Source organism: Xanthomonas sp. LF02-5, assembly GCF_034105325.1.
Classification (GTDB): Bacteria; Pseudomonadota; Gammaproteobacteria; order Xanthomonadales; family Xanthomonadaceae; genus Xanthomonas_A; species Xanthomonas_A sontii.
The window spans coordinates 84,738-98,746 of the sequence record NZ_JAXGGF010000001.1 but is presented as its reverse complement, the minus strand read 5'-3'; the positions used below and the strand labels follow the sequence as shown (position 1 = coordinate 98,746).

General features: G+C 68.4%; 12 protein-coding genes and 1 pseudogene. 6 read left to right on the top strand and 7 right to left on the bottom strand.

Annotated features, from left to right (window positions below; translation table 11 throughout):
• Nucleotides 1-16: 16 nt before the first annotated feature.
• From SLW52_RS00495 to SLW52_RS00475, 5 genes and pseudogenes are all read left to right on the top strand, one after another.
• The gene (locus tag SLW52_RS00495) at nucleotides 17-1,246 is read left to right on the top strand and encodes an FtsX-like permease family protein (protein WP_320739677.1); all 1,230 of its coding nucleotides are present in this window, start codon (nucleotides 17-19) and stop codon (nucleotides 1,244-1,246) included.
• A 48-nt stretch (nucleotides 1,247-1,294) separates the two neighbouring features.
• A complete protein-coding gene (locus SLW52_RS00490) occupies nucleotides 1,295-2,596 on the top strand; it encodes an ABC transporter permease (protein WP_267121418.1) in 1,302 nt (433 codons plus the stop codon).
• Nucleotides 2,597-2,633: 37 nt separating this feature from the next.
• Nucleotides 2,634-3,854 carry an FtsX-like permease family protein gene (locus tag SLW52_RS00485; protein ID WP_267121419.1) on the top strand — a complete coding sequence of 407 codons (1,221 nt, stop codon included), beginning with the start codon at nucleotides 2,634-2,636 and terminating at the stop codon, nucleotides 3,852-3,854.
• A 102-nt stretch (nucleotides 3,855-3,956) separates the two neighbouring features.
• Nucleotides 3,957-4,871: pseudogene (locus SLW52_RS00480) on the top strand (sigma 54-interacting transcriptional regulator); the annotation flags it as partial.
• Between the two features lie 419 nt (nucleotides 4,872-5,290).
• Nucleotides 5,291-6,646 carry a HAMP domain-containing sensor histidine kinase gene (locus SLW52_RS00475; protein WP_320739678.1) on the top strand — a complete coding sequence of 452 codons (1,356 nt, stop codon included), beginning with the start codon at nucleotides 5,291-5,293 and terminating at the stop codon, nucleotides 6,644-6,646.
• A gap of 170 nt (nucleotides 6,647-6,816) precedes the next feature.
• Here SLW52_RS00475 and SLW52_RS00470 read toward each other — a convergent pair whose 3' ends face one another.
• The 3 genes from SLW52_RS00470 to glmU all read right to left on the bottom strand — a co-directional run bounded on the left by SLW52_RS00470 (nucleotide 6,817) and on the right by glmU (nucleotide 9,124).
• Complete coding sequence (locus SLW52_RS00470; protein ID WP_153752204.1) at nucleotides 6,817-7,131, bottom strand: hypothetical protein; 315 nt, start codon at nucleotides 7,129-7,131, stop codon at nucleotides 6,817-6,819.
• 100 nt (nucleotides 7,132-7,231) lie between these two features.
• Nucleotides 7,232-7,753 carry a GNAT family N-acetyltransferase gene (locus SLW52_RS00465; RefSeq protein ID WP_295936500.1) on the bottom strand — a complete coding sequence of 174 codons (522 nt, stop codon included), beginning with the start codon at nucleotides 7,751-7,753 and terminating at the stop codon, nucleotides 7,232-7,234.
• Nucleotides 7,754-7,756: 3 nt separating this feature from the next.
• Complete coding sequence (glmU, locus tag SLW52_RS00460; RefSeq protein WP_295936498.1) at nucleotides 7,757-9,124, bottom strand: bifunctional UDP-N-acetylglucosamine diphosphorylase/glucosamine-1-phosphate N-acetyltransferase GlmU; 1,368 nt, start codon at nucleotides 9,122-9,124, stop codon at nucleotides 7,757-7,759.
• Nucleotides 9,125-9,264: 140 nt separating this feature from the next.
• Between glmU and SLW52_RS00455 the strand changes: the two genes are divergently transcribed.
• Nucleotides 9,265-9,648, top strand: coding sequence for a GtrA family protein (locus SLW52_RS00455; protein WP_254461474.1), 384 nt, complete (start codon nucleotides 9,265-9,267; stop codon nucleotides 9,646-9,648).
• 365 nt (nucleotides 9,649-10,013) lie between these two features.
• Here SLW52_RS00455 and SLW52_RS00450 read toward each other — a convergent pair whose 3' ends face one another.
• The 4 genes from SLW52_RS00450 to atpG form a co-directional block, all read right to left on the bottom strand.
• On the bottom strand, nucleotides 10,014-10,559 hold the full coding sequence (locus tag SLW52_RS00450) for a chorismate mutase (protein WP_320739739.1): 546 nt from the start codon (nucleotides 10,557-10,559) through the stop codon (nucleotides 10,014-10,016).
• Between the two features lie 414 nt (nucleotides 10,560-10,973).
• Nucleotides 10,974-11,396 carry a F0F1 ATP synthase subunit epsilon gene (locus SLW52_RS00445; RefSeq protein WP_019796279.1) on the bottom strand — a complete coding sequence of 141 codons (423 nt, stop codon included), beginning with the start codon at nucleotides 11,394-11,396 and terminating at the stop codon, nucleotides 10,974-10,976.
• A gap of 144 nt (nucleotides 11,397-11,540) precedes the next feature.
• Nucleotides 11,541-12,947 carry a F0F1 ATP synthase subunit beta gene (atpD, locus tag SLW52_RS00440; protein WP_160969252.1) on the bottom strand — a complete coding sequence of 469 codons (1,407 nt, stop codon included), beginning with the start codon at nucleotides 12,945-12,947 and terminating at the stop codon, nucleotides 11,541-11,543.
• A 122-nt stretch (nucleotides 12,948-13,069) separates the two neighbouring features.
• Nucleotides 13,070-13,933 carry a F0F1 ATP synthase subunit gamma gene (atpG, locus tag SLW52_RS00435; RefSeq protein ID WP_267116817.1) on the bottom strand — a complete coding sequence of 288 codons (864 nt, stop codon included), beginning with the start codon at nucleotides 13,931-13,933 and terminating at the stop codon, nucleotides 13,070-13,072.
• Nucleotides 13,934-14,009: the final 76 nt, after the last annotated feature.

Sequence of the window (14,009 nt, the reverse complement as noted above, 5' to 3'; positions counted from 1 at the left end):
GTTGAGCGTCGCCGCCATGGCACTGGGCCCGATGCTCTCGACGCTGTCCCGGCACCGCACCGCGGCGACGCTGATCGTGCTGGAGATCGCGCTGGCCTGCGCGATCGTCTGCAACGCGCTGTTCCTGATCGGCAACCGCATCGCGACCCTGCGCAGCGCCAGCGGCGTCGCCGAAGCGGAACTGGTGACGATCGCCCTCGGCGGCATCGGCCGGCAGGTCGACGCGGCGGCACGCACCCGCGAAGACCTGGCCGCGTTGCGCGCGCTGCCCGGCGTGCGCAACGCCACCGTCGTCAACCAGATTCCCTTCGGGGACGCCGCCTGGAACGTCGGCCTGAATCTGACCCCCGACCAGGAATGGCCCACGCTCAATGCCGCGCAGTACAAGGCCGAGGACGCCACGCTGCGCACGCTGGGCCTGCGCCTGATCGCCGGGCGCGATTTCCGCGCCGACGAATACCTGGACCTGGACGCACTGCGCAACGACGAGCGCCTGCGCAACGCCGGCGGCGCGGTCATCCTCAACCGGGCGGCGGCGGAGAAGATGTTCCCCGGACAGAACGCGCTGGGCAGGACCGTCTACCGCGGCACCGTGCCGGCGCAGGTGGTCGGCATCGTCGACGCCCTGGCCCGCCCCAACCCGGACCTGGTCGGCCCGGCGCAGGCGCCCTACGCATTGCTGATTCCGCTGCGCATGCCCTACACCGACGGGCTGTACGTGCTGCGCGTGCGCGACCCGGCGCAACGCCAGGCCGTGCTCGCCGCGGCGACCGCGGCGCTGATGCAGGTGGACAGCAGCCGGCTGGTGCTCGATCAGCAGACCTACAGCGAGATCCGCGACGCCTATTTCCAGGGCGACCGCATCATGGTGTGGCTGCTCGGCGCGGTGTGCGTGTTGTTGCTGGTGGTCACCGCGCTGGGCATCGTCGGCCTGGCCAGTTTCTGGGTGCAGCAGCGCACCCGGCAGATCGGCATCCGCCGTGCCCTCGGCGCCACCCGCAGCCAGATCCTGCGCGACTTCCAGGCCGAGAATTTCCTGCTGACCAGCGCCGGCATCGCGCTGGGCATGCTGCTGGCGTACGCGATCAACCAGTGGCTGATGGGCCGGTACGAACTGCCGCGGCTGCCGCTGTCCTACCTGCCGCTCGGCGCGGCGACGCTGTGGCTGCTCGGCCAGTGCGCGGTGCTCGCGCCGGCGCGGCGCGCGGCGGCGGTGCCGCCGGCCGTGGCCACCCGCAGCCTCTGATCCCGTCCTTCCATCGCCCGCCACCGCCCCCTTCTCCAGGACACCACGATGTTCGGCTACTACTGCAAACTGGCGCTGCACAGCTTCGGTCGCAACCGCCTGCTGACCGCCCTGATGGTGCTGGCGATCGCGGTCGGCATCGGCGCGTCGATGACCACGCTGACCGTGTTCCACGTGCTGGCGGCCGATCCCATTCCCGGCAAAAGTGCGCAGCTGTTCAATGTCGAACTCAATCTTCAGCCGGACGACCACTACGATCCGAACGACACCGATCCGCAGCAACTGAGCCGGCACGATGCCGAGACGTTGCTGCGCGACCGGCGCGGCGACCGCCAGGCGATGATGTCGGCCGGCGGCGTGACCGTGATCCCTGCGCAAGCGGCGCAGACCCCGTTCGGCGCCGAAGCGCGCTACACCAGCGCCGATTTCTTCCCCATGTTCGCGGTGCCGATGCGCTACGGCCACGCCTGGACCGCGGACGACGATGCCCGGCGCGCGCGCGTGGTGGTCATCTCGCAACGCCTCAACGCGCAACTGTTCGGCGACGTGGACAGCGTCGGCCGCGAACTGCAGCTCGGCGATAGCGTGCTGCGGGTGGTCGGGGTGATGGGCGACTGGAACATGAATCCGCGCTTCTACGACCTGACCAATACCGAGTACGGCAACAGCGAGGACGTTTTCGTGCCGTTCTCCACCGCACGCGACCTGGACCTGGACGTCAGCGGCTCGATGTCCTGCTGGGGCGACACGGCCGATGGCAAGACCAGCGAAAACGCCCCCTGTGCCTGGATCCAGTACTGGGTGGAACTGGACAGCCCCGGCAAACGCGTCGCCTACCTGGACGCCCTGCAAGCGTATGCGCAACAGCAGCGCGACGCCGGCCGCTTCAGCCATCCGCCGGACATCCGCCTCAGCGACGTGATGACCTGGTTGGACCGCAACCACGCGGTGCCCTCCGACGTGCGTCTGCAGGTGGGGCTGGCGCTGGCGTTCCTGGGCATCTGCCTGCTCAACACCGCCGGGCTGATGCTGGCCAAGTTTCTGCGCCACAGCGGCGAGATCGGCGTGCGCCGCGCGCTCGGCGCCTCGCGCCGGGCGATCTTCGCCCAGCACCTGGTCGAGGTGGCGGCGATCGGCGTGGCCGGCGGCAGCGCCGGCCTGCTGCTGGCCTGGATCGGCACCTGGCTGGTGCGGCAGCAGCCGGCCGACTACGCGTCGCTGGCGCACCTGGATGGCCGCATGCTGCTGCTCGCGCTGGGCCTGAGCTTGGGCAGCAGCCTGCTGGCCGGCCTGCTGCCGGCCTGGCAGGCGATGCGCGTGCCCACCGCCCTTCAACTCAAGTCGCAATGACGCGCCGCGTGCGCCCCTCTCAGCCAGGACTCCCACCGTGTCCCTTCATCCCATTCTCTCCAGCCTGCGCAAGCACCGCGTCGCGGCCAGCCTGATCGTGCTGGAAATCGCCTTCAGCTGCGCCGTGGTCTGCAATGCGCTGTTCCTGATCGATCAGCGGCTCGAGCGCATGCACCGGCCCAGCGGCGTCGCCGAGCAGGAGCTGGTGCAGCTGCGCACCCGCAGCGTGGTCAAGGACGGCAACAGCGCCGCATTGACCCAGTCCGATCTGGATGCGCTGCGGCGCATTCCCGGCGTACGCGATGCCAGCAGCATCAACATGGCGCTGTTCGGCGATTCGATTGGCTACAGCGGCGTGTCGCTGCAGCCGGACCAGGAGCGCAGCACCCTGCATGCCGTGCACTACTTCGGCGATGCGCATCTGCTCGACACCTTGGGGCTGCGCCTGATCGCCGGACGCGGTTTCCGCGCCGACGAGTTCGTGGACGAAGCGCAGTTGACCAGCACCGTCGACAAGCGCGCGCCGCCAGCGGTGATTCTCAGCCAGGCGCTGGCGGAGCGCCTGTTCCCCGGCCGGGACGCGGTCGGCCGCAGCCTCTATGTGTTCGGCGAACATCGCGTGGTCGGCGTGGTCGAGCGCCTGGTGCAGCCGCGCGACATGGGCGCCGAGTCCCAGTACGACTTCGCCATGCTGTTCCCGGTGAACGTGGCCTCCTCCAGGAGTACCTACCTGCTGCGCGTGCGCGACCCGGCGCAACGCGAAGCGGTGCTGCGGCAGGCCAAGGCGGTGCTGCAGCACCAGGGTCCACGGCGCATGATCAGGAGCGCCAAGACCCTGGAGCAGGCGCGCGCGGACTACTACCGCAGCGACCAGGCGATGGCCTGGCTGCTGGTCGGCGTGAGCGCGGCGCTGCTGCTGGTCACCGCGCTGGGCATCGTCGGCCTGACCAGTTTCTGGGTGCAGCAGCGCACCAAGCAGATCGGCATCCGCCGTGCGCTCGGCGCCACCTGCGGGCAGATCCTGCGGCATTTCCAGTTGGAGAACTTCCTGCTCGCCAGCACCGGCATCGTGCTCGGCATGTTGCTGGCCTACGCCGCCAACCTGTACCTGATGAGCGCCTACGAGCTGCCGCGGCTGCCGCTGTGGTACCTGCCGGTCGGTGCGCTGGTGCTGTGGCTGCTCGGCCAGCTCGCCGTACTGCCGCCCGCACGCCGCGCCGCCGCGGTGCCACCGGCGGTGGCCACGCGCAGTGTCTGAGATGCCGATGCGGACAGGCACGACAAGCCGCGCGCGGGCTGCGATGATGCCGCCTGGTCCGTTTTTCTCCGCCGGCGTGTCCCGCCGCGCCCAAGGTGCACGATGCCCTGCCTGCTGATCATCGACGACAACCCCGCGGTCGCCACCGCGCTGGAAGTGCTGTTCTCCCTGCACGACATCGACACCGTCCATGCCGACAGCCCGCAGGCGGGCCTGCAGCGCCTGGGCGAGGGCGACATCGACCTGGTCCTGCAGGACATGAACTTCACCGCCGACACCACCTCCGGCGAGGAAGGCGTGGCCCTGTTCGAGGCGATCCGCACGCGCCATCCTGACCTGCCGGTGATCCTGCTGACCGCCTGGACCCAGCTCAGCAGTGCGGTGGAGCTGGTCAAGGCCGGCGCCGCCGACTACCTGGCCAAGCCCTGGGACGACCGCAAGCTGCTGACCACGGTCAACAACCTGCTGGAACTGTCGGAGACACGACGCGAACTGGAACGCCGCCGCGACGGCGAGCGCCGCCATCGCCAGCAATTGGCGCAGCGCTACGACCTGTGCGGCGCAGTGTTCGCCGACCCTGCCAGCGAGCGCGCGATCGCCCTGGCCTGCCAGGTGGCGCGCTCGGAACTGCCGGTGCTGATCACCGGCCCCAACGGCAGCGGCAAGGAGAAGATCGCGCAGATCATCCAGGCCAACTCCTCGGTACGGCGCGGCCCGTTCGTGGCGCTCAATTGCGGCGCGATCCCGGCCGAACTGATCGAGGCCGAGCTGTTCGGCGCCGAGGCCGGCGCCTACACCGGCGCCAACAAGGTGCGCGAAGGCAAGTTCGAGGCCGCCGACGGCGGCACCCTGTTCCTCGACGAAATCGGCAACCTGTCGCTGGCCGGGCAGATGAAGCTGCTGCGGGTGCTGGAGACCGGCCGGTTCGAGCGACTCGGCTCCAACCGCGAGCGGCAGGTCAAGGTGCGGGTGATCAGCGCCACCAATGCCGACCTGACCGCGATGATCCGCGACGGCAGCTTCCGCGAGGACCTGTACTACCGGCTCAACGCGGTGGAACTGTCGCTGCCGGCGCTGGCCGAGCGCCCCGGCGACATCGTGCCGCTGGCCGAACACTTCCTCTCCGGCGACAAGCCGCTGTCGGCCGGCGCCTGCCAGGCGCTGCAGCGCCACGCGTGGCCCGGCAACGTGCGCGAACTGCGCAACGTGGTGCAGCGCGCCGAACTGCTGGCCGGCGGTGAGCAGATCGAGTCCGCCGACCTCAACCTGCCGAAGCCGGCGGCCCCGCGCACGGCCGCCGCTGCCGAACCCGACCGCGAGCGCATCGTGGCCGAGCTGAGCCGTGCGCACGGCGTCATCGCCCAGGCCGCCGCGGAACTGGGCATGAGCCGGCAGGCGCTGTACCGGCGCATGGACCGCTACGGCATCCCCCGCGAATGAAACTGCGCCGCTCCTTCACCGTCATGCTGTTCCTGCGCCTGCTGCCGGTGCTGGCACTGGCCGCCGCCCTGCCGTGGCTGCTGGCTTACTGGATGGACCGCGGCTGGGAAGTGGTGACCGCCTCGGCGCTGGCCCTGCTGCTGTTGATGTGGTGGACCCTGCGCCGCGCCACTGCGCCGATGCGCTCGCTGTTCCGCGCCCTGGCCGGCACCGTCAGCAGCTACCGCGACGGCGAATACAACTTCGGCGTGCACTGGCGCGGTGACGACGAACTCGGCGAGATGGTCGCCGCGCACGCGCAACTGGGCGAGATCCTGCGCGAACAGCGCCAGGGCTTGGCGCAGCGCGAGCTGATGCTCGACACCATGGTGCAGAACACCCCGGTGGCGATGCTGCTCACCTCCAAGGGCGGCGACGGCCTGCGCCGCGTGGTGTTCTCCAACCTGGCCGCGCGCAAGCTGCTGCACAGCGGCTGGAAGCTGGAAGGACAGCGCCTGGACGACCTGCTGCTGGGCGTGCCGGCGCCGCTGCGCGAGGCGATCTCGCGCGGTGGCGACAGCCTGTTCGCCATCGAAGGCAGCGACGAGGATCCGGAGGAGGAGCAGATCTACCACCTGTCGCAGCGCCGCTTCCATCTCAACGGCCGCCCGCACGAACTGCTGTTGATCCGCCTGCTCACCGCCGAACTGCGCCGCCAGGAAGTGCACACCTGGAAGAAGGTGATCCGGGTGATCAGCCACGAGCTCAACAACTCGCTGGCGCCGATCGCCTCGCTGGCGCACTCCGGCGCCGAGCTGGTGCGGCGGCAGAAGGTGGAGCGGCTGGAAGAGGTGTTCGGCACCATCGAGGAACGCGCGCGGCACCTGGAAGGCTTCATCCGCGGCTACGCGCGCTTCGCCAAGCTGCCGCAGCCGCAACTGCAGACGGTGCACTGGGCGCAGTTCCTGGCCGGGCTGCAGCAGCAGATTCCGTTCGCGCTGGACCTGGAGTCGCCGGAGCTGCACAGCCGGGTCGATCCGGCGCAACTGCAGCAGGCCCTGCTCAACCTGGTCAAGAACGCCCACGAATCCCTGCCGGAAGGGCAGCCCCCGGCCGATGGCGTGCGCGTGCGCGTGTCCACCCGCCCGGACTGGCTGCGCCTGGAAGTGCTGGACCGCGGCAGCGGCATGAACGAGGCGGTGCTGCACAACGCGTTGATGCCGTTCTACTCGACCAAGCGCAACGGCACCGGCCTGGGCCTGGCCCTGACCCGCGAGATCGTCGAAGCCCACGGCGGCCGCCTGTCGCTGCACAACCGCGACGAAGGCGGACTGTGCGTGACGGTGCAGTTGCCGCAGGGCGAGCGCGGCTGATTTTTTGGGGCCGGGATTGGGGATTCGGGATTCGGGATTCGGGATCCGGGATCCGGGACCCGAAGAGCATGAGCGCACCTAGCCAAGCCGTGACCGTCGCGCTACGTTCCGCTCAAGCAAAAGCGCTGCTGTTCAGCGGCGCGCACCCAGGACACGTCGGGCGCAGTGGCTCAGTAGATCGCCATGTGGTCGATCACGGCGCGATCGACGTCGGCGCAGCCCTTGACTACGATCTCGACATTTGCCTTGCTGGTGAACGCAGCCAGGGCGAGCGAATACAGTTCCTTGAAGTGGGGAGTCGCTTCGTCGCGGTAGACCTCATAGAACACACCGCCGCATTGCTGCGGAATGTCGCTATCGGCGACGACGAGGGTGAATCGATTGGATTCCGAATATAACTTGCTGACCTTTGCATGCACGCGCTCAAACGCCGGCGCCTGAAAACTCAGCAGCGTCAGCACTGACGCCACGACAAGTCGCTTCATGATCCCCCCTGGATTGGACCGTCGCGGCATCATTGCCGCGCTTCCATCTGTATACAGTATCAGCGCTACCCCGGCAGCATCGACGACCCGGCCGCGAGGCTCAGCGCGACGGCAGCGGACAACGCATCGCCACCCGCAGGTGCATCGGGAAGCCGAGTGCGGCTTCCTGTCGCCAGGTCGCGCGCAACTGCGGGCCCCACTGCGCAGGCGGCATCTCGACGAAGCCCTCGCTGGCGTAGAACGGGGCATTCCACGGCACGTCGCGCAAGGTGGTCAGCAGCATGCATTGGAAACCAGCAACTGCCGCGGCGGCGCGCGCATGCCGCAGCAGCGCACGACCGTGGCCGCGGCGCCCGTAGCACGGATCCACGTCCATCTGTTGCACGTGGAAGCCGTCGTCCAGGCGCCCGCCGAGCAGATAGCCGACGCAACGTTCGTCCTCGTCCAACGCGACCCATAACTGCTCGCGCGTCAGTCCGGCGCGCAGCGCCTCCGCATCCAGTCCGTGCGTCGCGAACACGGCCTGCGCCGGATGCCCTTGCAGCAGGGCACCGGCGCGCCGTTCGATCTCCTGCAACCGCGCCAACTCCTGCTCGCGCGCCAGACGAATGCGCCCGGCCATGCCTCAGTCGCGCTTGTCTGGGCGTTTCCAGCCTTCGACGGTTTCCTGCCGCACCCGTGCCACGCTCAGCTTGCCGGCCGGCGCGCTGCGGGTGATCACCGAGCCGGCGCCGATGGTGGCGCCGTCGCCGATCTCCAGCGGCGCCACCAGCGCGCTGTTGGAGCCGACGAACACGCCATCGCCGATCACCGTCTGCGACTTGTTGACGCCGTCGTAGTTGCAGGTGATCACCCCGGCACCGACGTTGACTCCGCTGCCGATGGTCGCGTCGCCGAGGTAGGTCAGGTGATTGGCTTTGCTGCCGACGCCGAGCACCGCCTTCTTGGTCTCGACGAAGTTGCCGATGTGCACGCCGTCGGCCAGCACCGTGCCCGGGCGCAGCCGCGCGAACGGGCCGATCTGCACCGCACCCTCGGCGACCACGCCTTCCAGGTCGCAATGCGCACGCACCTCGGTGCCCGGCCCCAGCACCACGTCCTTCAAGCGCACGAACGGGCCGATGCTGACGCCGTCGCCCAGTTCCACCTCGCCTTCCAGGATCACGTTGGCGTCGATGCGCACGTCGTGGCCGGCGCGCACGCGGCCGCGCTGGTCCAGGCGGTTCGGGTCGATCAGTTGCACGCCCTGCTCGCACAACGCACGCGCCGCGCGCAACTGCCAGGCACGTTCCAGTTGCGCCAGTTGCCAGGGATCGTTGGCGCCCTCGGCCTCGATCGGATCGGCCACCAGCACCATCTCCGCCGGGGTGAACTCGGCGGCGGCGGCGGCGAACACGTCGGTGAGGTAATACTCGCCCTGCGCGTTGTCGTTGCGCAGTTGCGCCAGCCAACGCTTCAGCGCGGTGGATTCGGCGGTGACGATGCCGGTGTTGATGGTGCGGATGCGCCGCTGCTCGTCGTCGGCATCCTTCTGCTCGACGATCGCCGCGACCTTGCCGGCAGCGTCGCGCACGATGCGGCCGTAGCCAGTGGGATCCTCCGGTTCGGCGACCAGCACCGCGACGCGGCCAGGGGCATGCAGCAGGCGCATCAGGGTCTCGGCGCGGATCAGCGGCACGTCGCCGTACAGCACCAGCACCGTGGCCGCGTCGGGCACGGCCGCCATCGCCTGCTGCACCGCGTGGCCCGTGCCCAACTGTTGCGCCTGCTCGGCCCACAGCAGGTCCGGCTGGTCGGCGAAAGCCGCCAGCACCGCCTCGCCGCCGTGGCCATGGACGATGTGGATCGCATCGGGCTGCAGGTGGCGCGCGGTCTCGATCACATGCGCCAGCATCGGCCGGCCGGCGATCGGCTGCAGCACCTTGGGCTTGACCGATTTCATCCGCTTGCCCGCGCCGGCGGCGAGGATCACGACGTGCAGGGGCAGGCTCATGGGGCGGTTCCGTTGCGGATGGACGACGAATTCTAGAGGCTGTCGGCCACGCCTGCCGTCACGACCACCGCACACGCGGCGGGCTGCACATCGGCGCCGCAGGCGCTAGCATGCGCGATCGTCTTCTCCTGCGGATGTTCATGGGTCTCCTGCGCCAGGGCAGCCAGTTCCTGCTGATCGGCCTACTGCAATTGCTGGTCGACTGGAGCGTGTTCGTCGCCGCGACCGCGGCCGGCATGCCGACAGTCCCGGGCAACGTGCTGGGCCGCGTCTGCGGCGCCCTGCTCGGGTTCTGGCTCAACGGCCGCATCACCTTCGCCAACGGCGACGATGCGCGCCTGGGCTGGCGCCGCTTCGGCCGCTTCATGGCCATGTGGATCGTGCTCACCGCGCTCAGCACCTGGCTGGTGGCGTTGTGCGCCCACGCGCTGGGCCTGCGCCTGGCCTGGCTGGCCAAACCGCTGGTCGAGGGCATGCTGGCGGTGGTGTCGTTCTTCCTGGGTCGGCAGTTGGTGTATCGCTAGCGCTGGCACGCGTGGCGGCAATCGGGCATGACCGATCTACGCGGTCGGCGCCCATCGCGACGGCGGCTTAAAGCGGCTCCCACACGGGTCCGGCGGATGCTGGGTGGGTCGCCTGTCATGCGGCGGCGGCGCGCGAAGTGGCCTGCTTTTGATGGCGCAATGCGTCGGAACTGAAGTCCCTCCCACAGTGCATCCGGCGCGTTCGCCGCACGTTCTTGTGGGAGCGACTCTTGTCCTCTTTTGTGGGATCAGTTGCGACGAGCGCAGCCTGGACGGCCAGCATGCTCGGGCCTGCAGAGCGCCCGAACGGCTCCGGTGCCGCTTCGGGCGCCGCCAGCGCGCCGCTGGCGCTGGCGGCTGACGACTCAATGGCAGAAATCGCCCAGGCTGCGCACCAGCGCGGTGCGGTGCAGTTGGTCGAGCTGCCAGCGCAGCGCATAGGCCTCGGCCGCGCGCGCGGTCGTGGCCGGGCAATCCGGGGCCTGGCGCAGCGTGGCGCTGGCCTGCAACGCGTCCAGCATCTCGCCCTGCAGCTGGTCCAGGCGCGCGCGCAGTCCGGTCAGGTCCGGGCGCGGGCTGTTGGGCGCGCGGCCGCGCAGGTGCCAGCGCGACAGCAATTCGTACTGCACCAGCTTGTTGGATTCGATCTGCATGCCGAAGAAACGCGCCGCATCGTCCGGATCCACGCCGTGGGCCTGCGCCTGATCGCGCACGCTCGCCAGCACCGCGGCCTCGCGCGTGGCATCCAGCACCGGCTTGCCGCTGTCCCACTTGCTCAGCGCCACCTGGTCGCCGATCGCGTTGCGCTCGGCGATGCGATCCAGCAGCGGCTCCAGTGGGGTGGCACTGCGTGCGGGCAATGCGCATCCCATCAACAGGGCGCCGGCCAGCACGGCGGTCAGCGCGTGCATGCAGGGACGAGGAACGGCAGCGGACAGGCTCATCTCGGTTCTCCGGTAACCGTCTGCGGGTGGGGGATGAACCGCAGATCGGGCGGCCATCTTGCCGCAGTCCACCGACCGCACGATGACCGCACCCGCGTCTTGTCGCATGCCAGCGCGGCCGAGTCAGCGACCAGCAAGCCAGCGCCGTGCGCTGCGTCGCAGTCCAGCTCGATCTCGAGCTGCGCCGCAGGAATGCGATCTTCACGGCGATCCAATGCGCCTGCGCGTCACAGAGTGCGGCAAGCCGGATCCGCGAGGTGATCCCCCACATGCACGCGGAGGCGGCGTGCGAAGGAGACCCCCATCTCCCAGACACGACAACGCCGGCAAACGCCGGCGTCGTCGTCGCGCATGCGGCCATCAGGCCGCGGGGCGGTGAACTCAGTGCTTGAGGTTCTTGCGCAGACGCTCCAGCGCCTGCAGCTGCGCGGTGACCTCGGCCAGCTTGGCCTGCGCCTCGGCCACGTCCATGCCTTCGCCGCGGTTGGCGAGCAGGCGCTCGGCTTCTTCCTTGGCCTTGCGCACCGACGCCTCGTCGATGTCCTGCGCGCGGATCGCGGTGTCGGCCAGGATCGTCACCACCTGCGGCTGCACCTCGAGGATGCCGCCGGAAATGGCGAAATCCAGCTGCTCGCCGCTCGGGGTGGTCACCACCACCTTGCCGGGCTTGAGCCGGGTGATCAACGGCGCGTGCTTGGGCGCGATGCCCAGCTCGCCCAGCTCGCCGGTCGCGACCACCAGGGTGGCGTCGCCGTGGTAGATCTCATGCTCGGCGCTGACGATGTCGCAACGGATGGTGCTCATGGTTACCTCGCTGGCGCGAGGCGGGATTGGGGATCGGGGATTGGGGATTGGGCAAAGCAGTCGCGCCGCCTTGTCCTCACACCCAATCCCTCGTCCTCGATGCCGCCTTGCGAATCCCTAATCCCGAATGCCGAATCCCGGCTCTTACGCCTTCTCGGCCATCTTCTTGGCCTTCTCGACCGCTTCCTCGATGCCGCCGACCATGTAGAACGCCTGCTCCGGCAGGTGGTCGTACTCGCCGTCGACGATGGCCTTGAAGCCGCGGATGGTGTCCTTCAGCGACACGTACTTGCCCGGCGAGCCGGTGAACACTTCGGCCACGTGGAACGGCTGGCTGAAGAAGCGCTCGATCTTGCGCGCGCGCGACACGGCCTGCTTGTCCTCTTCGGACAGTTCGTCCATGCCCAGGATCGCGATGATGTCCTTCAGTTCCTTGTACTTCTGCAAGGTGGACTGCACGCGGCGGGCGGTGTCGTAGTGCTCGTGGCCGATCACGTTCGGATCCAGCTGGCGGCTGGTCGAATCGAGCGGATCCACCGCCGGGTAGATACCCAGCGAAGCGATGTTACGCGACAGCACGACGGTGGCGTCGAGGTGGGCGAAGGTGGTCGCTGGCGACGGGTCGGTCAGGTCGTCCGCGGGCACGTACACGGCCTGGATCGAGGTGATCGAGCCGGACTTGGTCGAGGTGATGCGCTCCTGCAGCACGCCCATTTCCTCGGCCAGGGTCGGCTGGTAGCCCACCGCCGACGGCATGCGGCCCAGCAGCGCCGACACTTCGGTACCGGCCAGGGTGTAACGGTAGATGTTGTCGACGAACAGCAGCACGTCCTTGCCCTTGCCCGAGGCGTCCTTCTCGTCGCGGAAGTACTCGGCCATGGTCAGGCCGGTCAGCGCGACGCGCAGGCGGTTGCCCGGCGGCTCGTTCATCTGGCCGTACACCATCGCCACCTTGTCCAGGACGTTGGAGTCCTTCATCTCGTGGTAGAAGTCGTTGCCCTCGCGGGTACGCTCGCCCACGCCGGCGAACACGGACAGACCCGAGTGCGCCTTGGCGATGTTGTTGATCAGTTCCATCATGTTGACGGTCTTGCCGACGCCGGCGCCGCCGAACAGGCCGACCTTGCCGCCCTTGGCGAACGGGCACATCAGGTCGATGACCTTGATGCCGGTTTCCAGCAGCTCGGTGGCCGAGGACTGGTCTTCGTAGGTCGGCGCCGCGCGGTGGATTTCCCAGTGATCGCTGGCCTGCACGTCGCCGGCTTCGTCGATCGGACGGCCCAGCACGTCCATGATGCGGCCCAGCGTGCCGGCACCGACCGGCACCGAGATCGCGCGGCCGGTGTTGGTGGCGATCAGGTTGCGCTTGAGGCCGTCGGTGGAACCGAGGGCGATGGTGCGCACGATGCCGTCGCCCAGCTGCTGCTGCACTTCCAGCGTGATGGCGGTGCCTTCGACCTTCAGTGCGTCGTAAATCTTCGGCACATCGGCCCGCGCGAATTCGACGTCGACGACCGCGCCGATGATCTGAACGATCTTGCCCTGACTCATTTGGATAGCTCCACTAATGTCTATGCGAATCTGGTGTCGGGAATGGGGAAAGGGGAATCGGGAGTGGGAAGATCAAGCGCTGCTGCTTCGACCAGTCCCGTTTCTCCACTCCCCATTCCCGGCTACACAGCGGCTGCGCCGCCGACGATTTCGGAAATTTCCTGGGTGATCGCGGCCTGACGCGCCTTGTTGTAGACCAACTGCAAGGTGCTGATCAGCTTGCTGGCGTTGTCGCTGGCCGCCTTCATCGCGACCATGCGCGCCGCATGCTCGGACGCCACGTTCTCCAGCACCGCCTGGTACACCAGCGACTCGATGTAGCGCGTCATCACGTGTTCGAGCACGGTCGCGGCATCGGGTTCGTACAGGTAGTCCCAGTCGTGGTGCGCGACCTGGCTCTCGGCCGCCGGCAGCGGCAGCAGCTGGTCGAAGCTGGCCTTCTGCGTCATCGTGTTGACGAAGCGGTTGTAGACCAGATACACGCGGTCCAGCTTGCCTTCGGTGAACGCATCCAGCATCACCTTGATCACGCCGATCAGCTGCTCCACGCGCGGCAGGTCGCCCAGGTGGCTGACGCTGCCGACCATGTCCACCTTGATCCGGCGGAAGAACACCGAGGCCTTCTGGCCGATGGTGACCACGTCCACGCCCGCGCCCTGGTCCTGCCACTGGCGCACTTCGCCCAGCATCTTGCGGAACAGGTTGTTGTTCAGGCCGCCGGCCAGACCGCGATCGGAGGAGATCACGATGTAGCCGACGCGCTTGACCGACTCGCGCTGCACCAGGAACGGATGCGTGTAATCGGTGCTGGCCTGCGCCAGATGCCCGATCACCTGCTTCATCGCCTGCGCGTACGGACGCGAGGTCTTCATCCGATCCTGCGCCTTGCGGATCTTGGAGGCCGAGACCATCTCGAGCGCACGCGTCACCTTGCGGGTGTTCTGCACGCTCTTGATCTTGGATTTGATTTCGCGTCCGCCTGCCATTACTCGCTCGCTCCGCTCGTGGGATTCGGGATTGGGGATTGGGGATTCGCTAAAGCTCCCAAACCCACCTCACCTA